Origin of the sequence: Sterolibacterium denitrificans (assembly GCF_900174485.1) — a bacterium.
Classification (GTDB): domain Bacteria; phylum Pseudomonadota; class Gammaproteobacteria; order Burkholderiales; family Rhodocyclaceae; genus Sterolibacterium; species Sterolibacterium denitrificans.
Genome location: NZ_LT837803.1, coordinates 367,109 through 391,156 on the forward strand (window position 1 = coordinate 367,109; position 24,048 = coordinate 391,156).

The 24,048-nt window shown below is 64.4% G+C and carries 18 protein-coding genes; 14 read left to right on the forward strand and 4 right to left on the reverse strand.

Annotated features, from left to right (window positions below; genetic code table 11):
• The first annotated feature begins 10 nt into the window (after positions 1–10).
• From SDENCHOL_RS01625 to SDENCHOL_RS01655, 7 genes are all read left to right on the forward strand, one after another.
• The gene (locus SDENCHOL_RS01625) at positions 11–1,072 is read left to right on the forward strand and encodes an acyl-CoA dehydrogenase family protein (RefSeq protein WP_067169284.1); all 1,062 of its coding nucleotides are present in this window, start codon (positions 11–13) and stop codon (positions 1,070–1,072) included.
• Positions 1,073–1,217: 145 nt separating this feature from the next.
• Complete coding sequence (locus SDENCHOL_RS01630; protein WP_067169288.1) at positions 1,218–2,372, forward strand: acetyl-CoA C-acetyltransferase; 1,155 nt, start codon at positions 1,218–1,220, stop codon at positions 2,370–2,372.
• 10 nt (positions 2,373–2,382) lie between these two features.
• Positions 2,383–2,874 (forward strand): MarR family winged helix-turn-helix transcriptional regulator, encoded by a 492-nt coding sequence (locus tag SDENCHOL_RS01635; protein ID WP_067169291.1) that lies wholly within the window; start codon positions 2,383–2,385, stop codon positions 2,872–2,874.
• A gap of 206 nt (positions 2,875–3,080) precedes the next feature.
• On the forward strand, positions 3,081–4,802 hold the full coding sequence (locus SDENCHOL_RS01640) for a ShlB/FhaC/HecB family hemolysin secretion/activation protein (protein ID WP_067169294.1): 1,722 nt from the start codon (positions 3,081–3,083) through the stop codon (positions 4,800–4,802).
• A gap of 11 nt (positions 4,803–4,813) precedes the next feature.
• Positions 4,814–9,430 (forward strand): MBG domain-containing protein, encoded by a 4,617-nt coding sequence (locus SDENCHOL_RS01645; RefSeq protein WP_154717319.1) that lies wholly within the window; start codon positions 4,814–4,816, stop codon positions 9,428–9,430.
• A gap of 309 nt (positions 9,431–9,739) precedes the next feature.
• Entirely contained in the window at positions 9,740–10,033 is a 294-nt protein-coding gene (locus tag SDENCHOL_RS01650; RefSeq protein ID WP_067169300.1) for a DUF1778 domain-containing protein, read from the forward strand.
• On the forward strand, positions 10,030–10,542 hold the full coding sequence (locus SDENCHOL_RS01655; protein WP_067169304.1) for a GNAT family N-acetyltransferase: 513 nt from the start codon (positions 10,030–10,032) through the stop codon (positions 10,540–10,542). Before SDENCHOL_RS01650 ends, SDENCHOL_RS01655 begins: the two co-directional genes overlap by 4 nt.
• A 130-nt stretch (positions 10,543–10,672) precedes the next feature.
• On the opposite strand, the gene SDENCHOL_RS01660 is transcribed toward SDENCHOL_RS01655, so the two are convergent.
• The 4 genes from SDENCHOL_RS01660 to SDENCHOL_RS01675 form a co-directional block, all read right to left on the reverse strand.
• Positions 10,673–12,064, reverse strand: a complete 1,392-nt coding sequence (locus tag SDENCHOL_RS01660; RefSeq protein WP_067169307.1) for a DUF1329 domain-containing protein — start codon at positions 12,062–12,064, stop codon at positions 10,673–10,675.
• Positions 12,065–12,303: 239 nt separating this feature from the next.
• Positions 12,304–13,077: an enoyl-CoA hydratase/isomerase family protein gene (locus SDENCHOL_RS01665; protein ID WP_067169312.1), complete on the reverse strand. Its 774-nt coding sequence runs from the start codon at positions 13,075–13,077 to the stop codon at positions 12,304–12,306.
• Positions 13,078–13,162: 85 nt separating this feature from the next.
• A complete protein-coding gene (locus SDENCHOL_RS01670) occupies positions 13,163–14,554 on the reverse strand; it encodes a DUF1329 domain-containing protein (protein ID WP_154715759.1) in 1,392 nt (463 codons plus the stop codon).
• A gap of 183 nt (positions 14,555–14,737) precedes the next feature.
• A complete protein-coding gene (locus tag SDENCHOL_RS01675; RefSeq protein WP_067169318.1) occupies positions 14,738–15,841 on the reverse strand; it encodes an NAD(P)H-dependent flavin oxidoreductase in 1,104 nt (367 codons plus the stop codon).
• Between the two features lie 182 nt (positions 15,842–16,023).
• On the opposite strand from SDENCHOL_RS01675, the gene SDENCHOL_RS01680 reads away from it, so the two are divergent.
• The 7 genes from SDENCHOL_RS01680 to SDENCHOL_RS01710 all read left to right on the forward strand — a co-directional run bounded on the left by SDENCHOL_RS01680 (position 16,024) and on the right by SDENCHOL_RS01710 (position 24,048).
• Positions 16,024–17,190 carry a CaiB/BaiF CoA transferase family protein gene (locus SDENCHOL_RS01680; RefSeq protein ID WP_067169321.1) on the forward strand — a complete coding sequence of 389 codons (1,167 nt, stop codon included), beginning with the start codon at positions 16,024–16,026 and terminating at the stop codon, positions 17,188–17,190.
• A gap of 52 nt (positions 17,191–17,242) precedes the next feature.
• Entirely contained in the window at positions 17,243–18,919 is a 1,677-nt protein-coding gene (locus tag SDENCHOL_RS01685; protein WP_067169324.1) for an FAD-dependent oxidoreductase, read from the forward strand.
• Complete coding sequence (locus tag SDENCHOL_RS01690) at positions 18,916–20,130, forward strand: CaiB/BaiF CoA transferase family protein (RefSeq protein WP_154715760.1); 1,215 nt, start codon at positions 18,916–18,918, stop codon at positions 20,128–20,130. The genes SDENCHOL_RS01685 and SDENCHOL_RS01690 overlap by 4 nt, the downstream gene beginning before the upstream one ends.
• A 19-nt stretch (positions 20,131–20,149) precedes the next feature.
• Entirely contained in the window at positions 20,150–21,379 is a 1,230-nt protein-coding gene (locus SDENCHOL_RS01695) for a CaiB/BaiF CoA transferase family protein (RefSeq protein ID WP_067169330.1), read from the forward strand.
• Positions 21,380–21,523: 144 nt separating this feature from the next.
• The gene (locus SDENCHOL_RS01700; RefSeq protein ID WP_067169333.1) at positions 21,524–22,696 is read left to right on the forward strand and encodes a thiolase C-terminal domain-containing protein; all 1,173 of its coding nucleotides are present in this window, start codon (positions 21,524–21,526) and stop codon (positions 22,694–22,696) included.
• Positions 22,697–22,713: 17 nt separating this feature from the next.
• A complete protein-coding gene (locus tag SDENCHOL_RS01705) occupies positions 22,714–23,121 on the forward strand; it encodes a Zn-ribbon domain-containing OB-fold protein (protein ID WP_067169335.1) in 408 nt (135 codons plus the stop codon).
• Between the two features lie 159 nt (positions 23,122–23,280).
• Positions 23,281–24,048 (forward strand): enoyl-CoA hydratase/isomerase family protein, encoded by a 768-nt coding sequence (locus tag SDENCHOL_RS01710; protein WP_067169338.1) that lies wholly within the window; start codon positions 23,281–23,283, stop codon positions 24,046–24,048.

A 24,048-nucleotide genomic window follows, 5' to 3' on the forward strand; every position in this document is an offset into this window, starting at 1 on the left:
GAGGCGCCTCATGGACTTTACGTTTACCGAAGACCAGAAACTGTTTGCCGACAACATCCGCAGCGTTTTCCTCAAGGAAGTCTCGCCCGAGCTGCTGCGCGAGCTGTGGGACAGCGAAACCGGCCGCTCGGCGGCGCTGTGGAACCTGCTCGCCGAGCAGGGCCTGACCGCCTTTTCGATAGCCGAAGCCGCCGGCGGCCTGGGGCTCACCGATGTCGACTGGGTGCCGATCGCCCAGGAAGTCGGCTACTTCGCCCTGCCCGAGCCGTTGCTCGACACCGCCTGGTTGGGAGTGGGCATCCTCGCGGCCCTGCCCGACGGCGCCGCCGCCCTGCGCGACGAATGGCTGGGGCGCATCGCCGAAGGCAGCGCGCGCATCGCCATCGGCGGCCCGCTCAATCCCCTGGTGGCCGATGCCCACGTGGCCGATCTCCTGCTGCTGCACCACAACGGCGAAGTGCATGCCGTACCCCGGGCTGCGGTGAAGCTCACCGCCAACCCCGGCATCGAACAGTCGCGCCGCCTGTTCCGCGTCGAATGGACGCCCTCGGCGCAGACGCGCATCGCCGATGCCGCGCAAGGCCAGCTCATCTGGCAGCAGACGGTGAATCGCGGCGTGCTCGCCGTGGCCGCGCAACTCATCGGCCTGGCCGGGCGCATGCTGGATATCTCGGTCGACTACAGCGTGGACCGCAAACAATTCGGCAAGCCCATCGGCTCCTTCCAGGCGCTCAAGCATTACATGGCCGACGTGGCGGTGAAAATCGAGTTTGCCCGCCCGGTGCTGCACCGCGCCGCCTATGCGCTGGCGCAGGAGCAGCAGCGCGCGGCGGTGCATGCCTCGCACGCCTTCCTCGCCGCCCTGGACGCCGCGCTCCACGCCGCCAAGAAAGGCATCCAGGTGCATGGCGCGATGGGCTACACCTGGGAAGTCGATCTGCAGATCTTCATGAAACGCGCCTGGGTGCTGGCCGCCGCCTGGGGCGACAAGGCCTTCCACAAGAGCCGCATCGCCGACTTCGTGCTGAGCGAAAAGGCGCCGCTCGGTCCCGGCCATACGTTCATCGAATAGCGCGATGAACTGATCACCAAGTCCGTCATTCCCGCGCAGGCGGGAATCCATGGGTCAAAGCAACGACTGGATCCCCGCCTGCGCGGGGATGACGCGATCGGAGACCTGGTTAACAGTTTGCTCAAAATTTTCATAAGGAGACATCATGGCAGCAGCCTATATCGTAGATGCCCTGCGCTCGCCCACCGGCAAGCGCAAGGGTTCCCTCGCCAGCGTGCATGGCGCCGACCTCGGCGCGCACGTCATCAAGGCCATCGTCGAGCGCAACGCGATTCCCGCCGAGGACTACGATGACGTGATCTTCGGCTGCGTGGACACCATCGGCTCCCTGGCCGGCGACATCGCCCGCACCTCCTGGCTGGCCGCCGGCATGCCGCTGTCGGTGCCGGGCACGACCATCGACCGCCAGTGCGGCTCCTCGCAGCAGGCCGTGCATTTCGCCGCCCAGGCGGTGATGAGCGGCACCCAGGACGTGGTGCTGGCCGGCGGCGTGCAGACCATGACGGCGATTCCGATTTCCTCGGCCATGCTGGCCGGCCAGCAGTACGGCTTCACCACCCCGTTCGCCGAAAGCAAGGGCTGGCAGGCGCGCTTCGGCGACGCCCCGGTGAACCAGTTCTATGCCGCCCAGCGCATCGCCGATCACTGGAAGATCACGCGCGAGGACATGGAGCGCTTCGCCCTGGAAAGCCACCGCCGCGCCCTGGCCGCCATTGCCGCCGGCCGCTTCGACCGCGAAATCGTGCCGTTCGGCGATTTCAGGATGGACGAGACGGCCCGCGAATCCACGCTGGAAAAGATGGCGACGCTGGCCCCGGTCGATCCGGCCTATCCGGGCATCACCGCCGCCGTGTCCAGTTCGACCTGCGATGCATCTTCCGCCGTGCTGGTGGTTTCCGAAGCCGCGCTGAAGCGCTACGACCTCACGCCGCGCGCGCGCATCCATCACATCAGCGTGCTCGCCGACGATCCGATCTGGCACCTCACCGCGCCGATTCCCGCCACCAAGCGCGCCATGCAGAAGGCCGGCATGAAGCTGGAGGACATCGACGTGGTGGAAATCAACGAAGCCTTCGCCTCGGTGGTCATGGCCTGGCTGAAGGAAACCGGCTACGACCACGCCAAGACCAACGTCAATGGCGGCGCCATCGCCCTGGGCCACCCGCTCGGCGCGTCCGGCACCAGGCTGATGACCACGCTGCTGCACGAGCTAGAGCGCACCAAGGGCCGCTACGGCCTGCAGACGATGTGCGAAGGCGGCGGCCAGGCCAACGTCACCATCATCGAACGTCTGGGCTGATTTCCCCACGATGAGCCGCCATAAGCTGCGTCAGGAAGACCTCGAGCATTACCGCAAGCACAACCTCGGTCAGTCGCTGATCGAGGTGGCGCGCCATTTTCAGCGCCATGCGATGGAAGGCTTCATCGCCGAAGGCCATGCGGACTTGCAGACTTCGCATCAGGCCGTGCTCACTCACCTGAGCCTGTCCGGCTCGCGCCTCACCGATCTGGCCAAGCGCGCCGCGATGACCAAGCAGGCCATGGGCCAACTGGTCGACGAGGTGGAAGCGCTGGGCTATGTCGAGCGCGTGCCCGATCCGACCGACCGGCGCGCCAAGTTGGTGCGTTTCACCGACAAGGGCTGCGAGCTGATGAAGGCCGGCACCAAGGTCGGCACCTCTATCCACCAGCACTACACCCGCATCATCGGCGAAAGAAAAATGGAGCGCCTGCGCGCCCTGCTCGGCGAACTCTACGAGCGGATCCGCGCGGAAGAAAGCGGCCGGGCCACAAGGAAATAGGGAAATAGCCGCCACGCCCCGGCCGCTCGTATCGGGATCATTTTGATCCTGTTGTATCCTGTAAAAATAGAACTACAGGATTTTGCAGGCATTTTTTGGGTTATCCTTGCCCAAGGCATGCTTTGTCTTGTAACACTCCCGGCTGACCTGGTATCGGGAGCGCCAACCACCCAATTTCAGAATTTCCCTTGAATCGGAGGAGCCCGATGCCCGAGTTTTATCGACAAAACCCATCCCTTCTGGCCGGCTTTCTCATCCTCGCCTGCTGCGCCAGCCTGGCCCATGCGCAGGCGGTCGTTCCGCCGGATGCCGGCAGCCTGCAGCGCCAGATCGAAGCCGCCAGTCAGCCGCCAGCCGTACCTGCTACCGCGCCACAGATCGCCACCCCCATGCCCGAAGCGCAAAAGGGCGCCCAGGTCAGCGTCCAGGGCTTCAGCATCACCGGCAACAGCCTCATCGCCAGCGATGAACTGCTCGCCCTGCTGCAGGATCGCATCGGCCAGACCCTCACCCTGGCCGAACTCGAACACGCCGCCCAGCGCATTGCCGAACACTACCGCCAGCGCGGCTGGTTCGTCCGCGCCTACCTGCCGGCGCAGGACATCACCGACGGCCACATCCGCATCCACATCGTCGAAGGCCGCTTCGACGGCGTGCGCCTGCAAACCCCGGTCAGCACACTGCGCGCCAACGCCGACTTCGTCCAGCGCATCGTCGGCAACGACCTGATCAGCGGCGAACCGCTTGCCGCCGCCCGTCTCGAACGCGGCCTGCTGCTGGCCAACGACCTGCCCGGCATCCGCGCCACCGGCATCCTCGAAGCCGGCGAACAACCCGGCACCACGGCACTGGCCCTGAGCGTCGCCGACACCCCCTTCGTCACCGGCGACCTCGGCCTCAACAACCACGGCATCAAGGCCACCGGCCGCGCCCAGCTCAGCGGCGGCCTGGCGCTCAACAACCTCGGCGGCAACGGCGACCGCCTCAGCCTGCGCGGCCTGCTCGCCCGCGACATCGCCAGCGCCGCCCTCAACTACAGCCTGCCGCTGGGCAGCAACGGCTGGCGGCTGGGCCTCAACGCCAGCCATCTCGACTACAAACTCGGCAAGCAATACAAACCCCTGAATGCCGACGGCAAAGCCAACAGCTATGGCGCCACCCTCTCCTGGGCCGTGCTGCGCAGCAGCCGGAAAAACCTCACCCTCTCCGGCCGCATCGAACGACGCGACTACCAGGACGACATGCTCAACGCCCCGCTGCGCCGCCAGCGCATCGACGCCTTCAGTCTCGGCCTCGAGGGCGACCTCATCGACCGTTTCGGCGGCGGCGCCTACAACAGCGGCAGCCTGCAACTCACCCATGGCCGCCTCGACCTGCGCGGTCTGGCCGGCGACATTGCCCTCGACCAGGCCGGCCCGCGCGCCCAGGGCGGCTACAGCAAACTCACCCTGCGCCTGGCCCGCAACCAGACGCTGGACCAACACTGGAGTCTGCAGATCAACCTCGCCGGCCAATACGCCGACCGCAACCTCGCCTCCTCGGAAAAATTCAGCCTCGGCGGCCCTTACGGCATCCGCGCCTACCCCGTCAACGAAGCCATGGGCGACCACGGCCTGCTCGCCACCCTCGAACTGCGCCGCCTGATTGCCCAGGGCCTGACCGCCAGCGCCTTCATCGACAGTGGCCGCATCCAGCTACACCACCGCACCTGGCCCGGCTGGCAGGGCGGTGGCAGCACCCCCAACCACTACAGCCTCACCGGCGCCGGCTTCGGCCTCACCTGGAGTGCGCCCGGCAACTGGTACCTGAGTGCCGCCATCGCCAAACCGCTGGGCAGCAACCCCGGCCGCGACCTCAACGACGCCAACAACGACGGCAGCCACCACCGTTCCACCCGGGGCTGGCTGACCCTGCACAAATTCTTCTGAGGGAGCACGTCATGAACCACGTCTACCGCCTGGTCTGGAACGCCGACACCCAGCGTTACGTCCCCGCCCCCGAAACCGCCCGCAGCCACGGCAAATCCGGCCAATCCAGCAAACCTGGTCGCCTGCGTCGCCAGGGCACGGCCCTGCTGCTGGCCGGCGTCTTCGGCCTGCCGGCCCACGCCCAGCTTGCCGCCGACGCATTGCCCACGGGCGGCGAAATCATCGCCGGCCAGGCCAGCCTGGCGCAAAGCGGCAACCAGCTCACCATCACCCAGGGCACCGACAAGGCCATCCTCCACTGGCAGGGCTTCGACATCGGCAGCAATGCTGCGGTGAATTTCGACCAACCCTCGGCCGGTGCCGTTGCCCTCAACCGTGTGCTGGCCTCGGACGCCAGCCGCATCGAAGGCCGCCTGACGGCCAACGGCCAGGTCTGGCTGATCAACCCCAACGGCGTGATCTTCGGCCAGGGCAGCCGGGTCGATGTCGGTGGCCTGGTGGCCTCCACCCTGGACACCACCGATGAAGACTTCCTCAGTGGCCAGGCCCGCTTCAGCCGCAACGGCGCAAACGGCGCCATCGAAAATCACGGCAACCTCACCGCCCAGGACGGTGGCCTGATCGCGCTCCTGGCGCCACAAGTCAGCAACGACGGCATCATCACCGCAAGACTGGGCAACGTCGTCATGGCGGCGGGCGAGCGGATCACCCTGGAAGCCGGCGCCAACGGCTTCCTGCAAGTCGCCATCGACCCGGCCACGATACAGACCCTGATCGACAACCGGCAACTCATCGTCGCCGACGGTGGTCAGGTGCTGATGACCGGCAAGGCCGCCGATGCGCTGTCATCCAGCATCGTCGCCAACAGCGGCACGGTGCAGGCCAGAACCCTGCAGGAAAGGGACGGGCGCATTCTGTTGTTGGCGGATATGGAACACGGCGAAGTCCGCCACGACGGGCTGCTCGACGCCTCTGCGCCGGATGGCGGCGATGGCGGCTTCGTCGAGACCAGCGCGGCGAAAGTCAGCCTCAGTGAGACGGCGCGGGTGACGACCAAAGCCGAGGCGGGCCAGACCGGCACCTGGCTCATCGACCCCAACGACTACACCATCGCCGCCAGCGGCGGCGACATCACCGGCGCGCTGCTATCGACGAACCTGGGTAGTAACAACATCGAAATCCAGAGCAGCGCCGGCGGCTCGGCGGGCAACGGCGACATCAATGTCAACGACGCCGTGAGCTGGAGCGCCAACACCCTGACCCTCACCGCCGCCCGCGACATCAACATCAACGCGGTGATGACGGCCAGCGGCGACTCGCAACTGGTCATGAACACCGGCACCGCCAATGGCAGCGATGCCGCCGTGGCCGACGGCCGGGTGCGGGTCGGTCTGTCACCGGGCGAGGCCAACGGCTTCGCCGGCCGGGTGGATTTCCCGGATCGGTCGGGGTCCGGCTTCCTGACCATCAACGGCAGCGGCTATTACGTTCTGGGAGTCAATGACCTGGGTGTGGCGGGGGATGCCACCACCACCACGCTCCAGGGCATCAAGAACAACCTGGTCGGCAAGTATGCCCTGGGCGCAAACATCGACGCCAGCTCGACTGTTGATTGGCACGGTGGCGCGGGTTTCATGCCCATCGGCGACAACTCGTATTCATTCACCGGCCATCTCAACGGCCTGGGCCATGTGATCGACGGGCTTTACATCAATCGCCCGAGCGGAGCCAACAATGTCGGCCTGATCAGCACCACGCGCGGTTATGGTCACGACCCTGAAATCAGCAACCTCGGTCTGACCAACGTCGATATCACTGGTCCATCCATAGTCGGCGGGCTAGTTGGCCAGGTCATAGAAAATCTTGACGTTCATAACGTACATGTCAGTGGCGATGTCCGGGGCACTTCTTCCTATATTGGCGGCCTGATTGGCTTTATTAGTTTCTATGCTCCGGTGCATATCAGCCACGCTTTTTCCAGTGCCAATGTCTTCGGTAAGTATAATGTGGGTGGCCTGATCGGCTATGCGTCAACCTGCTGTTACAGCAACATTCCTCTGCTTGTCGAAAATTCGGGAACAGCCGGTACAGTAAATGTTGCCGAATATGGCAGTGGCGGCGGATTCATCGGTGGACTTGCTGTGTATGGCACCGGAAACATAGCTCGTTTCCAGAATATCTTCGTCCTTACGCCTGTTCTGGCCCTAGGCTCCGGTGATTACTATCGGGGCAGCTTCGCCGGACAAATCCAGGCCAGAGACACCAGTACACTGGAATTCGCGAATGTTTATGCCGCTGGAGAAGTGCAGACAACAAGCAGTTCTATGAAAGGCTTGTTCGGGCGCGCCGACCGTTACGAAAGTGGTGTAATCACCCTGAACGGCGTTTTCTGGGATACCCAAACATCGGGCACCAACAACATCGCCGGCTACAACGGCGCCGGCGTGACGGGGGCTTATGGTCTGACCACCGCCGAAATGCGCACCCTGGCCAATTTCAACAGCGCCACGGCTGCCAACGGCAACGTCGATCCGGCATGGGACATCTCGGGCAATGCCGGGGACGATACCATCTGGCGCATTTATGATGGCGCTTCCTACCCGATACTGCGCGCCTGGCAGACCACGCCGCTGGTCACAGCCAACGACGCCGGCAAGGTGTACGACGGTGATCTCTGGTCCGGCGGCGCCGGCTACTCCGGCGCCCCTGTAACCGGCACGCCCGTCTGGGACGGCGACAGCCAAGGTGTCAAAATCGCTGGACAGTACGACATCCAGATCACCGGCGGCCTGACCCTGGACCGTTCCAGCCAGCTGGATTATCAGTTCTGGAATGATGATCCCATCGTCTTTCAAGGCGGCACGCTCACCATCACGCCCAAGGTACTGGACACGAACCTGACCGCGCAAGACAAGGTCTATGACGGAACAAATGCTGCAACGCTGTATGGTTCTGCCAGTCTTTCCGGGGTGATTGGCGCTGATGACGTGGAGCTACAGGGTACAGTAGATGAAACCCTGTTTGAAGATGCCGATGCAGGAGAAGACAAGACCGTGGTCGTTGGCGGCTTGTCTTTGATCGGTGTCGATGCCGGTAACTATACCTTGGGACGGCCGGATGCCTTGATTCTGAAAGCTACCATCATCCCCAAAACACTGACCGTTACCGACACCACCGCCAGCGGCAAGACCTACGACGGCACCACCACCGCCAACATCACCGCCGGCACACTCTCCGGCTTCGTCGACAGCGAGACGGTGACGATCGCCAGCGCCATCGGCACTTTCGACAGTGCCGATGCGGGCGACCGCAGCGCCACCGCCAGCTACATCCTGGCCGACGGCACCAACGGCGGCAAGGCTTCCAACTACACCCTGGCGGATACCACCGGCCATACCGCCACCATCGACAAGGCCCTGCTGGCGGTTACAGCAGATGACCAGAGCCGTAGCTACGGCGCGGCCAACCCGGCTTTCAGCCAAACCATCACCGGCTTCGTCAATGATGAAGACGCCACCAGCGCGGGCATCACCGGCAGCGCCACGGGCAGCAGTGCGGCCACGAACACCACGGGCGTGGGTGACTACACCATCATTGGCAGCACGGGTGATCTGGCGGCAGCCAACTACAGTTTTGCGGCAGCCGATGGCACGCTCACCATCGATCCGGCGCAACTGACCGTCACCGCAGACGACCAGAGCCGCAGTTACGGCGCGGCCAACCCAGTCTTCAGTCAGACCATCACCGGTTTCGTGAATGGCGAAAATGCCAGCAGCGCCGGCATCACCGGCAGCGCAACGGGCAGCAGTGCGGCCACGGTATCCACGGGCGTGGGCGACTACACCATCATCGGCAGCATCGGCGATCTGGCGGCAGCCAACTACAGTTTTGCGGCAGCCAATGGCACGCTGACCATCACGCAGCGCCCGATCACCATCACTGCCGACAACCAGAGCCGTGCCTATGGGGACGCCAATCCGGCCACCGGCAGCGTCACCGTGACCAGCGGCAGTCTTGCCAATAGCGATGCACTGGACACTGCCACACTGACAGCCGACACTGCCACGGCCACCGCCAATGCCGGCACCACCCACGCGCTGACGCCCGACGCACAGACCTTCATAACGGGCCTGGCGAGCAATTACGACATTACTTACGCCGACGGCACGCTCACCATCGACAAAGCCCCGGCCACCGTCACCGCCAACAGCAGCACGGTGAGCCATACCGGCCAGGAACAGAGCGTGACCGGCTTCAGCGTGGAGGGTCTGGTCAATGACGAGGATGAATCGGTACTCAGTATTGCGACCAGCGGCGGGGTGGGTACCGATGTCGGCGAATATCTTCATAGCGCCAGCGGCAGCGCGGCCAATTACGATTTGGCTTTCGTCGATGGCCTCCTGACGATCGAGGCCCAGACGACGGATGTGCCCAGCGCGGGGAGCGTGAGCACCCAGCCGACGCAACAGGAGATGGGCCAGGGCACGGCGGACAGCTATTCGCCCTCCGCCGCGGCCGGCAACCGGCCCTTTGTTTCCGGGCAGGGATCGGGCCTGGGCGCGGATCTGTTTGCCAAGGGATTTCTGTCGCTTCGGCCCGATTTCATTCGCCTGGAACGGAGAAAGTAGGCAGCCGATTCGGTACATCGCGCGGCCGGCAAAAGTGCCGGTGGCGTGATGGCCGCCTGAGGAATTGAATTGCTCGGGGTGGCGAGGTGGCGCTGCCTGCACAAGCCCATGGATCGTTTCGTCACGTTGTTCCTCGCAATGACGATGCGGGGAAGGCGGAGAGGCACCATGGCTTCCGCGTCATTGCGCGCAGCGCAGCGACGCGGCAATCCAGCGTTAGCCAACACAGTCAATCACTTCTGGCAACTGGACGACGCGCGTCGTTTGTACTAACATGGCGACGATTGATCCAACAAAAGAGGTGCCGCCATGGCTGCCACTGCGTCTGCGTCTTCCGCCCGCTCCGCCCGCCTTGGGCTGCGTGCCACCCCTGAACAGGAGGTGGTGCTGCGCCGCGCCGCCGAGGTAGCGCACAAGTCGCTGACCGATTTCATCCTCGACAGCGCCTGCCTGGCCGCCGAGCAGACGCTGCTCGATCAACGTCTGTTCGTGGTCTCGGGCAGCCAGTATCAGGCGCTGATGGATTTGCTGGAGCGCCCCGAGCAAGCCAACGCAGGCTTGGCCGATCTGTTCAGTCGCAAGGCGCCCTGGGACAACCAGTGAATCTTTCGCGGCCAGCGCCCCTGGAGGTCCGGCACCGGCTCGACGGTTTCGACTGTGGCAAGCCTGCCCTGAACGACTGGTTATCGCGGCACGCCCGCCAGGCCCAGGGCAGCGGTTCGGCCAAGACCTTTGTCGTGGCGGACGATGACGATGGCCGGATTGCGGGTTACTTTAGTCTGACCGTCGGCCAGGTCGATACCCTGGATGCGCCTGAGCGCATCCGCAAAGGGATTGGGCAGTACCCCGTACCCGTGGTGATCCTGGCACGGCTGGCAGTGTCGCAGCAGGATCAAGGACGTGGCATTGGCTTTGGTCTGCTGCAGGATGCGATCCGGCGCACGCTGCTGATTGCCGAGCAGGCGGGCATTCGCGCCATGCTCACTCACCCCATCGACGAAAAAGCCGCGCAGTTTTACACGCGCTTCGGTTTCATTGCCTCGCCATTGCGCGAGCAGCAACTGCTGTTGCTGCTCAAGGATGCGCGACGCTGGGTGAATCCTGCCGCCTGAAATTGCACTTGGGCCTTGCACCATGAAAAAACGCCCCGGCCGGTAAAGGCGCGGGGCGTTTTTGATTCCAGTCTTACCGACGAATCAAGATGACGTATTGCAACCACCTTGATGTGAAACGGCAGGCGATTCAGTAGCCGCTGGCCTTCATGTTGTCGTTCGAATAGAACTGGACCTGGGCGTATTCGGCCCCAGGCTGGTCGATGACCAGGTGCTTGTCCTTGCCCTGCATCAGGTCATAGGCCGTGTAGGTGCCGGAAGACAGGTCATGATAGAAAGCCGCGCCCTGGGCGAAGACCTTGGCACCGGGAGCGTAGAAGTTATTCACCCAGTTGAAACGCCACAGCTTGCCCTGGGCATCATAGATGTCGGACATCGCATACAGCCAGGTATCTTCGTCGGCATACAGCACGCGGGTCGGGTAGAGATGGCGATAGCCTTCCTTCAGCCTGCCCTCGATGACCCAGGTGCGATGCAGTTCCCAGCGCACGAAGTCGGGATTCTCATGGCCGGGCTTGAGCAGGTTGGCGTACTTGTTCTCGCCCGCCGCCTTGCCCTCGAGCCTGAAGTTGTTGTACGGAATGTACATTTCCTTCTTGCCGATCAGCTTCCAGTCGTAGCGCTCGGCCGAACCGTTGTAGAGGCGCACTTCATCGACCACCACGGTGTTCGAGCTGGAGGGAATCGGGCTGTCGAAGCCGAAGCCCGGCGCCTGACGCACGCGGCGCACCGCCGGGATGTATTGCCAGGCCAGGCGCGCTTCCTTGTCCATGGTGAAGTTGTCCATGGTCTTCACCACTTCGCCCTTGTTGCGTTCGGGCATCATGGTCATGAAGCGCACATAGACGGCAGTGCCCTCGGCCTTCTGGCCGCGCAGCTTGGGATCGTTGCGGCGGGCATACTGCCACATCAACTGCTGGCCCCAGGTGATGTTGCCGTTGGCGTAGACCACGGCAGTGTCGATGTCACGCGATTCGACGTTGATTATGGTCGGATGCATGCCGTTCCAGACGACCTCGATGCCCGACTTGGGAATCGGGAAGGGCGAAGCGCCCATGTAATAGTTTTGCAGCGACTTGCCATCGGCCGAAATGGTGGTCTCGGCGCCGTTCCTGGCGATGGTCTTGCACACCGAATCCTCGAAGCGGAAATCGCGATGCGAGGGATAGACGTGCATCTTGTAGGTGTTCGGGTACTTCTTGAACATGGCCTTCTGGCCTTCGGAGAGCTTGTCGCCGTATTGCGCCACGTTTTGCGCCGTGATGGTGAACAGCGGCTTTTCATTGGCGTAGGGATCGACCGGATGCTTGCCGATTTCGGTCGTCATGCCCGGGCCGGCACCCAGCCACTTGCCGGTGAATTCGGCCACGCCGCTGGGCGTGCCGGCCTTCTCTGCGCCCATGCAGGAGAGTTCCTTGCCGAGTTTGGCAAGTTCTTCGGGGGTCGCCTTGGCGTGGGCCATGCCGACTGCACCCAGCATCGCGACGACGGGAAAAGCCACTTTCAGATACTTCGATACCATTGCTTGTCATCCTTCCAAATAAGACCAGACACTACAGCGCGTACTCGTCCAGTCGGGCCAGCGCGGGAGTTCGGCTGGCCCGAGCGGACGAAATCCGGGATTATACGGCGGATGACAGTCTGGCAGGCCCGATGGGCCTTGTCCTTGATGCAAGGCAAGGCCCGTCAGGGGATATGCGGATTGTGGGTTATACGGGTTGCGCGCCGGATTACGCGCGATTCATGCGCATGGCGAGCGTTTCACTTGTTGCGGGTTTCCGTCATGTTCTGCAGGGCGTCCTGGATGCCCGCGCCTTCCAGCACCAGACCGTAGCCGGTGCCTTCCTGGATCAGCCGCTTCATGCGGTTGGTCAGCACGATGCGGGTATAGCGGCGCGCGATGTCCGGCATTTTCAGCAGATTTTCGGCATGCGACATGGCGCGCGCCAGCAACTGGTCGCGCGGCACCACCTCATTGACCACGCCGAGATCCAGCGCCTCCTGCGCCGAGAGCGTCTGGCCGGTCAGCAGAAAATAGCGGCCGCGGTTCAGACCGAGCAATTCCAGCCAGATGACGTGCACGCCATCGCCAGGCACCACGCCGCCGGGCACATGCGGCAGATCGCGGAAGCTGGCATTTTCCGAGCAGAGCGTGATGTCCGAAAGCACGCCGATTTCCGCATGCACATGCGCCGCGCCGTTGATCGCGCCGATCACCGGGATGTCGATGTCGAGCAGATTCTGCAGCACGCGCTTGCCTTCCCAATACACCTGATCCCAGTGCTCGACCTTGTCGTAGGGCAGATCCCACTGCTCGGTGGCGATGAACTCGTCGCCGGTGCCGGTGATGATCAGCACCTTGTTGTCGCGGTCGGCGCTGATGTCGAAGAAGGCATGCACCCAGTCGTTGTGGTGGCTGCTGGCATACACCACCGGCCCGCCATCGCTGTGCAGGCGGATGGTCAGGATGCCGCTGTCGGTGCGCTCGAAGGCGATGGTCTTGTATTTGTCGAAATAGGCGGGACGCTGGGCCATGCTGAGTGCTCCTCTGGCAGGAAGAAAGAACGCCCCGGGCGGGAAGGCACGGGGCGTGGTCAAGGTACGGCGATCGGGCCGAGGCTCAGTAGCCGCTGGCCTTCATGTTGTCGTTCGAATAGAAGTCGAGCTTGGCATACTCGGCGCCCGGCTGGTCGATGACCAGATGCTTGTCCTTGCCCTGCAGCAGGTCGAAGGCCGTGTAGGTGCCGGAAGACAGGTCATGGTAGAAGGCGTTGCCCTGGGCGAACACTTTCGGGCCGGGAGCGTAGAAGTTGTTGATCCAGTTGTAGCGCCACAGCTTGCCCTGGCCGTCATAGATGTCGGACATCACGAACAGCCAGGTATCCTCGTCGGCATACAGCACGCGAGTCGGATAGAGGTGGCGGTAGCCTTCCTTCAGCTTGCCTTCCAGCACATGCACGCGGTGCAGCTCCCAGCGCACGAAGTCGGGATTCTCATGGCCGGGCTTGAGCAGGTTGGCGTACTTGTTCTCGCCCGCCGCCTTGCCTTCGAGCTTGAAGTTGTTGTACGGGATGTACATTTCCTTCTTGCCCACCAGCTTCCAGTTGTAACGCTCGGCCGAACCGTTGTACATGCGCACTTCATCGACGGTCACGGTGTTGGAGGTCGAAGGAATCGGGCTGTCGAAGCCGAAGCCCGGCGCCTGGCGCACGCGGCGCACCGCCGGGATGTACTGCCAGGCCAGGCGGGCGCCTTCTTCCATGGTGAAGTTGTCCAGGGTCTTCACCACTTCGCCCTTGTTGCGTTCGGGCATCACGGTGATCAGGCGCACATAGGCGCCGATGCCCTCGGCCTTCTGGCCGCGCAGCGCCGGATCGTTGCGGCGGCAGTACTGCCACATCTGCTGCTGGCCCCAGGTGATGTTGCCGTTCGGATAGACCACGGCGGCATCCTCGTCGCGGAACTCGACGTTGACGATGGTCGGGAACACGCCGTTCCACACCGCCTCAAGCCCGGATTTCGGGAAGGGGAAGGGAATCACGCCCATGCCGTAATGGGTGAGCGTCTTGCCGCTGGCGGCAAGTTCGGTTTCCGCGCCATTCCTTGCCACGGTCGCGCACACCGAGTCCTCGTAGCGAAAATCGCGATGCGAGGGGTAGACGTGCATCCTGTAGGTGTTCGGGTACTTCTTGAACATTGCCTGCTGGCCGGGCGAGAGCTTGTCGGCGTATTGCGCCAGATTCTGCGCGGTGATGGTGAACAGCGGCTTCTCGTTGGCATACGGGTCGACCGGGTGCTTGCCGATCTCGGTGGTCATGCCGGGGCCCGGGCCGAGCCACTTGCCGGTGAATTCGGCCACGCCGCTGGGCGAGCCGGCCTTTTCGGCGCCCATGCAGGTCAGATCATTGCCCAGCCGGGCGAGCTCCTCCGGCGTTGCCTTGGCATGGACGGTGCCGGCGGCTCCCAGCATGGCGGCTACGGAAAATACAACCTTCAGGTGCTTGAATTCCATGGTTACCTCCCCCAATGACATTGTGATTGTGGAACGACGACTGGAATCAAATCTCCCGGCAAATGTTTGCGTACGCCAGAGAAAATTATAGGCACAAGTCAGGCAACATGACGATTATTTCATGCGGATGGCAAGTGGAAGCCCATGGGCGCCACTCTTCCGCGATACGCCGCTGCACGCTGCTCAGTCGAGGTCGCCGTAGATTTCGGTGAAGGCCTCATAGGCTTCATCGACCATGTCGGAAACGATCTTGCGCGCGGGTTTCATCGAGTCGATGAAGCCCACGCCCTGGCCGGCCGCCTCGGTCATGAAATCCTTGATGTCCCAATCGAAGGCCGACTGCTTCATCTTGGCGAACAGCAGCAACTGGTAGGGCGCGGGGGCGGGCTTGGGCGCATCCGGCTTGCTCCACTCCTCGTGCCACCTGGATTTCAGCGTGCGCATGGTGAAGCCGGAGACGCAGGCGGAATGCGAGGTGTCGTCGGAGGTAGCTTCGATCAGGCGCTCCTTCATGCGCATGTCGACGTCGGATTCGCGGCTGGCCAGCCACAGCGTGCCGGTCCACACGCCGGCCGCGCCCAGCGCGATGGCGCCGGCCAGATGACGGCCGGTGGTCACGCCGCCGGCGGCGATCACCGGCACGTCACCGGCGATGGCGCGCACCTGCGGCACGATGGAGAAAGTGCCGACGTTGCCGGTGTGGCCGGCCGCATCCATGCCCTGCGCGACGATCACATCGACGCCGGCTTCGAGTTCCTTCTTCGCCTGGCGCTGCTTGCCGACCAGGCCCCACACCTGCATGCCGCGCGCATGGGCGGCGGGGATGAAGAAATCCGGATTGCCCAGGCCCGAGGCCAGCACCGGCACCTTCAGTTCGAGCGCGACTTCGAGCTGCTTGTGGGAAGTTTCCTTTTCCATCCAGCCGAGGTCGTAGAGTTCCGGACGTTTTTTCGGCTCGGGAATGTTGTGGCGGCGGGCGATGTCGTTGGCGTAGTCCTGCTGCTCCCTGGGAATCTTCGCCAGCATCTCGTCGATGGATTGCTTGGCCGGTACCGAAGCGGGGAACACCAGGTCGATGCCGAAGGGCTTGTCGCCGATGCGCTCCTTCAGCCAGCGCACGTTGGCCTCGATTTCCTCGGGAGTGCTCTGGGTCTGCCCGAGCACGGCGAAGGCGCCGGAGTTGATGACGGCCGCGGCGACATCCTTGCAATGCGTGAAGGCGACGATCGGGTACTCGATGCCGAGCATGTCGCAAAGCTTGGTGCGCAACGGGTCTTTCTTTGCCATGAAGATCTCCTGAAGTGGCGGCGGGAAAACGGAAAAAGGATGAAAGAGGATAGTCCGCACGCCTGATAATTGTCAAGTTGCTTGACAATATTCCGGCCCGGCTGCAATATGGCCAGGCTGCGAATCGACAAATCGACACACGCTTTCGCAGCCGCCCGTCCATCGCCAGCCAAGGAATGCTCATGACAGCACTGCGCGGACTGAAGGTCATCGACCTCTCGCGGCATGCGCCCGGCCCTTACTGCACCATGCTGCTCGCCGACCTCGGCGCGGACGTGGTGGTGGTCGAACAGCCGCCGGGGCAGGGCCGCAGCGTGGGTGCCGAGATGGGCATCGGCCGTAAGGAGCGGCTCTACAATCCGGTCGGCCGCAACAAGCGTTCGGTGGCGCTCGATCTGAAGGACGCCGCGGCGCATGCCGCCTGCCTCAAGCTGATCGAGGATGCCGACATCGTCGTCGAGGGCTTCCGCCCCGGCGTCGCCAAGCGCCTCGGCCTCGACTACGAGACGCTGCGTGAAATCAATCCGCGCCTGATCTACTGCTCGATCAGCGGCTACGGCCAAAACGGCCCCTACCGCGATTACGTCGGCCACGACCTCAACTACATCAGCATCGGCGGCGTGCTCGGCATGGTCGGCCAGAAGGACGGCCCGCCGACGATTCCGGTCAACATCATCGGCGACTATGCCGGCGGCGGCCTGTTCGCCGCCTTCGCCATCCTCGCCGCCGTGGTGGCGCGCAACAGCAGCGGCGAGGGCCAGTACATCGACATGGCGATGAGCGACGGCGTGCTGTCGCTGGCCAATCTGGCGGTCTGCGACTACCTGTCCTCCGGCACGCCGCCGCGGCCGGGCGAGTATTTCCTCAATGGCGCGCTGCCCTGCTACAGCGTGTATGAATGCGCCGACGGCAAGTGGCTGGCTATCGGCTGCATGGAGCCGTGGTTCTGGGCCAGACTGTGCAAGCAACTGGACATGGAACAGTACGCCAGGGAGCAGTTCAACGCCCGACTGTTTCCCGAGATGTTTGCCATACTGCGCCGCAAGCTGAAGGAAAAGCCGCGCGATGCCTGGTTCGCGCAGTTCGCCCCGGATGACATTTGCGCCACACCGGTGCTGGGCATCGAGGAAGTGCTGGACGATCCGCACAACCGGGCGCGCGGCATGGCCGTCGAGCTGGAGGACGCGGAGTTCGGCAAGATCCGCCAGGTCGGCATCGCGCCGAAGTTTTCCGCCACGCCGGGCAGCGTGCGCAGCCTGCCACCCGATCCGGGCCAGCACACGCGCGAGATACTCGGCGCCGCCGGCATCGCTGCAGACGTCATCGAGCAACTATTGGCGGCACAATAAACCAGCATCAACACATAGCCATCACATACACGACAAGGGCTGGGGGAGGAACATGAGCGGAGAAACTTTCGATACCGACATCGTCATCGTCGGCTCGGGCGCGGGCGGCATGACCGCCGCGCTGGCGGCGCACGAGGCCGGCCTCAGGGCGCTGATCGTCGAGAAGACGCAATACTACGGCGGCTCCACGGCACGCTCCGGCGGCGGCATCTGGATTCCCAACAACTACCTGATGCAGCGCGCCGGCGTGGCGGATTCATTCGAGGAGGCGCGCACCTATCTGCAGGCGACGGTCGGCGAGCGTAGCCCGCAGGCTTCGCGCGACGCCTACCTCACCCATGCCGTGGACATGATTGCCTGGCTGGGAAAGGAGACCGACGTGCAGTGCAGCTACATGCTGGGTTATGCCGACTACTACCCGGAAAAACCCGGCGGCAAGGCCGAGGGACGCGCGGTCGAGCCGCAGCTCTTCGATGGCAAGCTGCTCGGCGAGGATCTCGCCTTCCTGCGCCCGCCGGTGATTCCCACGCCCGCCGGCCTGTCCTTCACCGCCGGCGAGTACAAGCAACTCGGCCTGGTGAAGCGCACCTGGCAGGGCAAGGCGACGGCGCTGCGCATCGGCCTGCGCCTGATCGCGGCACACCTGAGCGGCAAAAAGATGCTGATGATGGGCCAGGCGCTGATCGGCCGCCTGCGCCTGTCGCTCAAGAAGCGCGGCATTCCGCTCTGGCTCGACACGCCGTTGCAGGATCTGGTCATCGAGAATGGCCGCGTCGTCGGCATCGAGGTGCTGAAGGACGGCCAGCCGCTGACCATCCGCGCCACGAAAGGCGTCGTGCTCGCCGCCGGCTGCTTCGCGCGCAACCTCGAAATGCGCCTGAAATACCAGAAGCAGCCCATCACCACCGAGTGGACCGTTGCCAGCGACGGCAATACCGGTGATGGCATCCAGGCCGGCATGCGCATCGGCGCGGCCATCGATCTGATGGATGAAGCCTGGTGGGGGCCGTCCTCCCTGCCGCCGAATTCGCCGCCCTTCTTCCATGTCGCCGAGCGCGGCTTTCCCGGCCTCATCATGGTCAACCAGAAAGGCCAGCGCTTCACCAACGAATCGGCCAGCTATGTCGAGGTGGTGCAGGCCATGTACCGCCTGCACACGCCGGACAATCCCCACGTGCCCTGCTGGTTCATCTTCGATCAGCGCTATCGCGACAACTACGTCTTCGCCAGCCTCTTCCCCGGTCAGAAGATTCCGCAGGAGATGCTCGACAGCGGCTATATCCGCAAGGCCGACACCCTGGCCGAGCTGGCGCGCCAGCTCAATATCGAGCCGGCCGCGCTCACGGCCACGGTCAGCAAATTCAACAACAGCGCCCGCCAGGGCGAGGATGTGGAATTCGGGCGCGGCCAGAGCGCCTATGACCGCTATTTCGGTGACCCCAGCGTCACTCCCAATGCCAATCTGGCACCCATCGAGCAGGCACCCTACTATGCGGTGCAGGTCGTCGCCGGCGACCTGGGCACCAAGGGCGGCCTGGTGACCGACGAGTTTGCCCGCGTCAAGACGACCGACGGCCGGATCATCAAGGGGCTCTACTGCGTCGGCAACAATTCGGCCTCGGTGATGGGCGCGACCTATCCCGGTCCCGGCTGCACCATCGGCCCGGCGATGGCCTTCGGCTACATCGCCGCGCGCCATGCGGCGGGCATCGAGCGGAGCGCGGTATGACGACCCTCGCGGCACTGCATGGCGTGCGCGTCCTCGAACTCGGCGAAGGCGTCTCGGCGGCCTTCTGCGCCAAGCTGTTCGCCGACTACGGCGCCGAGGTGCTGAAGGTCGAAAAGCCCGGCTGCGGCGACGTCACGCGTCACTGGGGGCCGTATCCCGGCGACCTGCCGCACCTGGAGAAGAGCGGCACCTACTTCTGCCTCAACACCAGCAAGCAGGGCATCACCCTCGACCTCGGCACCACGCGCGGCCAGGAGATCGTCAAGGCGTTGCTCGCGGACGTCGACGTGCTGATCGAGAACAACGCGCCGGCGCGGATGAAGGCCTGGGGGCTCGATTACGCCACGCTCGCCGCCATCAAGCCCGAACTCATCATGATTTCGCTCACGCCCTTTGGCCAGAGCGGGCCGTACGCAGACTGGAAGGGCTACGATCTCAACGCCTTCCACCTGACCGGCGCCGGCAGCCGCTACTGCGGCCGCATGGGCGAGGCGCCGCTGGAGCAGGGCACGCATGCCGCCGACTATTTCGGCGCCTACGTCGCCGCGACCTGGGGCATGGCGGCGGTGTTCGGCGTCGAGCAGAGCGGCGGCGAACACATCGACGTCTCCTGCGCCGAGGCCGTCGCCGCGCTGTTCGTCGGCGGCCAGAACATCGGCGCCTGTGCGCAGAACGGCTACGTCGGCAAGCGCACGGGCGTCGGCATGCCGCTGGCCGCGCCGGCCACCATCCTGCCCTGCAAGGACGGCTACGTCTGGATGCTGGCGCTGGAGAAGGGCCAGTGGCGCGGCCTGGTGCGCGCCATGGGCGATCCCGAGTGGGCGCGGCTCGATCTGTTCGACGACATGTTCGAGCGCGCGCAGAATGCCGACCTGATCTATTCGATGATGGACGAATGGCTGCGCGCGCACACCAAGCAGGAGATCATGGATCTGTGCCAGCAGCACGGCTGTCCGTCGACCGCCGTGTATGACATCCGCGATGCCGGCGATCATCCGCATCTGCGCGAACGCGGCTACCTCGTCGAACTCGAACATCCGGTGATCGGCCGCGCCGTCACGCTCGGCGCGCCGGTGCGCTTGCCCGATGCGCCGGGCGGGCCGCGCGAGGCGGCGCCGCTGCTCGGCCAGCACAACGCCGACGTGTTCCGCGAGCGGCTCGGCCTGGGCGCGGCGGAAATCGCCGCGCTGGAACGCGCCGGCACGATCTGAGCGACGGAGGAATCACGACATGACCCGCAAACTCCCGCTCGCCGGCATCCGCGTCGCCAACTTCGGCTGGGGCTGGCTCGGCCCGGTCGCCGGGCAGACGCTCGCCCGTCTCGGCGCCGAGGTCTACAAGATCGAATCGCACGCACGCGTCGACATCAACCGCACGATCCCGCCCTTCGCTACCGGCCACGACAAGGATCCCGACTGCAGCCTGCAGAATCACGCGGCCTGGGCCGGTAACGGCAGCGTCACCTTCAACCTCAAGCTCGCCGAAGGCCAGCGCCTGGCGCGCGAGCTGGCGGCGCGCTGCGACCTGGTGCTGGAAAACTTCGGCCCCGGCGTGATGAAGAAGCTGCACCTCGGCTACGGCCATCTCAAGGAACTGCGTCCGGACATCCTGCTGATCTCGATGCCCGCCGCCGGCCTGAGCGGATCGCTCTCCCACGTGCGCACCTACGGCATGAGCCTGTCCAGCATCACCGGGCTGGACAGCGTCACCGGCTACCGCGACGGCCCGCCCATCCCGATGGAAAACGCCTTCGCCGATCCGCTCGGCGGCGTCATCGGCGCCTTCGCCGCGGTGCTCGCCCTCAACTACCGCAAGCGCAACGGCCGCGGCATGCACGTCGACATGTCGCAGCAGGAAGGCGTGATGCAGTTGATGGGGCCGGCCTTCATGGACTTCGGCTTCAACGGCCGCATCGCCGCGCCGATCGGCAACCGCCATCCACAACATGCCGCGGCGCCGCATGGCGTGTTTCCCTGCGCCGGCGACGACCGCTGGATCAGCATCGCCGTGCATGAGGATGCCGAGTGGCAGGCGCTCGCCGGCGTGCTGGCGGCGGACGGATGCGCCTGGGCAGCGGACGCACGCTATGCCGATCGCGTCGGTCGCATCGAACACGTCGATGCGCTGCACGCCGCGCTCGGCGAGTGGACGGCACGCCACGACGACTACACGCTCGCCGCACGCCTGCAGGCGGCGGGCGTGGCCGCGGCACCCGTGCTCAACATCGCCGACCTGCTGAGTGACCCGCACTGGCGCGCGCGCCAGACCTTCGTCGAAGTCGACCACCCGCTCGGCTTCAGGGAGACGGTCTACGGCCACTACGTGAAGACGGCCCATGCCGCACCGCCGCTGGGCACCGGCCCGGCGATGGGCCAGGACAACGAACGCGTCTGCCGCGAAATCCTCGGCCTGTCCACCGCCGAGTACGCGCGGCTGGTCGAGCAGCAGGTGATCTTCTGATGCAATCAATGATGGGTCGAGACGACGCTCCGTCATTCCCGCGCAAGCGGGAATCCATGGTTCAGCGCCCACCATGGGTCCCCGCCTTCGCGGGGACGACTCGTTAGCGATCAAGCAGGAATACAACCCGGAGGAATTTGTTTCATGAGTGCATTGTGTAACGAAGTCTGCATCGTCGGCATCGGCCAGACGCCCTTCGTGCGCGGCTCGGCAGACCCGAGCCAGCCGCTGCGCGTCGAGCTGCAGGCGGCCGAGGCGGCGATCCGCGATGCCGGCCTGAAGAACCGCGACATCGACGGCATCCTGCCGTTCTTCGGTCTGAGCATCGCCGAGGAGTTCGCGGTCAATCTCGGCATCCGCGATCTTTCGTACCAGGCCACCTCGCACGTCGGCGGCGCCGGGCCGGGAGCCTCCATCGCCAACGCGGCGAACGCCGTCACGTCGGGGCTGGCCAACTACTGTTTGATCACCGGCGGCTGGTATGGCTTCTCGGGCCGGCGCGTGCGCCAGATCGTGGTGCAGGATCCGAAATCAATGTCGGGCGGCGTCAATGCACGCGACTATTATTTCCCGCACGGCCTCACCGCGCCGGTGCAATGGTTCTCGATGATTGCCCGCCTGCACATGATGGAATTCGGCACGAAACAGGAGCATCTCGGCGCCGTCGCCGTCGCGCAAAGGAAGCACGCGGCGCTCAATCCGAACGCCTTGCTGCGCGACAAGCCGCTCACCATGGAAGCCTATCTGGCCGCGCCGGTGATCTCCGATCCCTACCGCCTTTACGACTGCTCGCTGGAAGCCGATGGCGGCTGCGCTTTCGTGGTTACGACCAAGGAGCGCGCGCGCGACCTGCCCGGCAAGCCGGTGCATCTGCTCGGCATCGCCCAGGGCCAGCCCTATCCGGCGGACGACATCGTCACGCGCAAGGACGTGTTCCATCTCGGCGCCACCGATGCCGCGAAGCGCGCCTTCGGCATGGCCGGCCTGACGCCCAGGGACGTCGACTTCGCCGAAATCTACGACCCCTTCACCTTCCAGGTGATTCAGCAGCTCGAGGAAATGGGCTTCTGCCAGCGCGGCGAGGGCGGCGATTTCGTCAGCAATGGCCGGATCGAACCCGGCGGCGAACTGCCGGTGAACACCCACGGCGGCCTGCTGTCGGAAGCGCACATTCTCGGCATGAACCACTACGTCGAAGCGGTGAAGCAATTGCGCGGTGAATGTGGCGCGCGCCAGGTCAAGGACGCGAAGGTCGGCATCGTCACCGGCTTCGGCGATTTCGGCGACGGCTGCATGGCCATCCTCGGCGCGGAATGAAGAATCAGGAGAAAACGATGACTACCAACGACCAACCCATGCCCGTTCTGGAAGGCATGACGAAGGAATTCTACGAGTTCTGCCGCAACGGCGAGCTGCGCTTCCAGAAGTGCGGCGGCTGCGGCCAGTGGCGCCACGTGCCGCGCCTGATGTGTTCTGAATGCGGCTCCTGGGAATGGAAATGGGAACGCTCGTCGGGACGCGGCAAGCTGTTCACCTGGACGGTGGTCGAGCGCCCCATGCACCCGGCTTTCGCCAACCAGGCACCCTACGCGCCGGCGATGATCGAGCTGGAGGAGGGCGTGCGCATGGTGAGCTGGGTGATCGACTGCCCGCCTCATGAACTCCAGCGCGGCCTGCCGGTGCAGGTGACCTTCGAGCAGATCAGCGACGAAGTCACGCTGCCGAAGTTCAAACGCGCCTGAGGCCCGAAGCAGAAACAGGCACGTCCAATCCGAGACACCGTCATTCCCGCGCAGGCGGGAATCCATGGTTCTACGCCACGACTGGATTCCCGCCTGCGCGGGAATGACAGAATCTGAAACTGTTTGACGTCTACCCAATCATTCTTCAGGAGTACAGCAATGCCCGGCATGGAACATTTCCTCTACGAAAAGCGCGGCGCGATCGCCATCATGACCTTCAACCGTCCGGAAGCGCGCAACTGCTTCACGCCGGAGATGGTCGACGCGCTCTACGCCTGCTTCGCCGATTTCAACCAGGATCCGGCATTGCGCGTGGCGGTCTTCCGCAGCACCGGCGACAAGGCCTGGAGTGCCGGCGGCGACCTGGAAACGCTGATCCCGGCGATCAACTCCGGCCGCTTCAAGATCAACGCCGACCCGACCAAGCGCGTCTATAGCGACATCTTCAAGCCCATCATCACCGCGGTGAACGGCTTCGCCACCCTCGAATTGATCCTCGGCGCCGACATGTGCGTGGCCTCGAAGAACGCCAGCTTCGCGCTCGGCGAAGTGAAGTGGGGCATGATCCCGGCCGGCGGCTCGCACATCCGCCTGCCGCGCGCCGTGCCGTGGAACATGGCGATGGAACTGGTGCTCACCGGCCGCCCGATTTCGGCGCAGCGCGCCTATGAAGTCGGCCTGGTGAACCGCCTCGTCGACACGCCCGCAGAGGCTTTCGAGGAAGCCATGAAGCTCGCCGAGGTCGTCGCCGAAAACGCGCCGCTGGCGGTGCAGACGGCGAAGGAGGTCATGGTGCGCGCCGCCGACATGGAGCCCGGCTTCGTGCTCGAAAACGCGCTGTTCCAGAAAGTCAGCCGGTCCGAGGACGCGCAGGAAGGCCCGCGCGCCTACAAGGAACGCAGGAAGCCGGTATTCACCGGTCGTTGA

Bases quoted from the DNA above. Each gene is read 5' to 3' on its own strand.
- SDENCHOL_RS01665 (WP_067169312.1), bottom strand. From the start codon at position 13,077: ATGGCCCAGCGTCCCGCCTATTTCGACAAATACAAGACCATCGCCTTC.
- SDENCHOL_RS01700 (WP_067169333.1), top strand. From the start codon at position 21,524: ATGAGTGCATTGTGTAACGAAGTCTGCATCGTCGGCATCGGCCAGACG.
- SDENCHOL_RS01690 (WP_154715760.1), top strand. From the start codon at position 18,916: ATGACGACCCTCGCGGCACTGCATGGCGTGCGCGTCCTCGAACTCGGC.
- SDENCHOL_RS01650 (WP_067169300.1), top strand. From the start codon at position 9,740: ATGGCTGCCACTGCGTCTGCGTCTTCCGCCCGCTCCGCCCGCCTTGGG.
- SDENCHOL_RS01680 (WP_067169321.1), top strand. From the start codon at position 16,024: ATGACAGCACTGCGCGGACTGAAGGTCATCGACCTCTCGCGGCATGCG.
- SDENCHOL_RS01710 (WP_067169338.1), top strand. From the start codon at position 23,281: ATGCCCGGCATGGAACATTTCCTCTACGAAAAGCGCGGCGCGATCGCC.
- SDENCHOL_RS01625 (WP_067169284.1), top strand. From the start codon at position 11: ATGGACTTTACGTTTACCGAAGACCAGAAACTGTTTGCCGACAACATC.
- SDENCHOL_RS01630 (WP_067169288.1), top strand. From the start codon at position 1,218: ATGGCAGCAGCCTATATCGTAGATGCCCTGCGCTCGCCCACCGGCAAG.
- SDENCHOL_RS01675 (WP_067169318.1), bottom strand. From the start codon at position 15,841: ATGGCAAAGAAAGACCCGTTGCGCACCAAGCTTTGCGACATGCTCGGC.
- SDENCHOL_RS01670 (WP_154715759.1), bottom strand. From the start codon at position 14,554: ATGGAATTCAAGCACCTGAAGGTTGTATTTTCCGTAGCCGCCATGCTG.
- SDENCHOL_RS01685 (WP_067169324.1), top strand. From the start codon at position 17,243: ATGAGCGGAGAAACTTTCGATACCGACATCGTCATCGTCGGCTCGGGC.
- SDENCHOL_RS01645 (WP_154717319.1), top strand. From the start codon at position 4,814: ATGAACCACGTCTACCGCCTGGTCTGGAACGCCGACACCCAGCGTTAC.
- SDENCHOL_RS01695 (WP_067169330.1), top strand. From the start codon at position 20,150: ATGACCCGCAAACTCCCGCTCGCCGGCATCCGCGTCGCCAACTTCGGC.
- SDENCHOL_RS01635 (WP_067169291.1), top strand. From the start codon at position 2,383: ATGAGCCGCCATAAGCTGCGTCAGGAAGACCTCGAGCATTACCGCAAG.
- SDENCHOL_RS01640 (WP_067169294.1), top strand. From the start codon at position 3,081: ATGCCCGAGTTTTATCGACAAAACCCATCCCTTCTGGCCGGCTTTCTC.
- SDENCHOL_RS01705 (WP_067169335.1), top strand. From the start codon at position 22,714: ATGACTACCAACGACCAACCCATGCCCGTTCTGGAAGGCATGACGAAG.
- SDENCHOL_RS01660 (WP_067169307.1), bottom strand. From the start codon at position 12,064: ATGGTATCGAAGTATCTGAAAGTGGCTTTTCCCGTCGTCGCGATGCTG.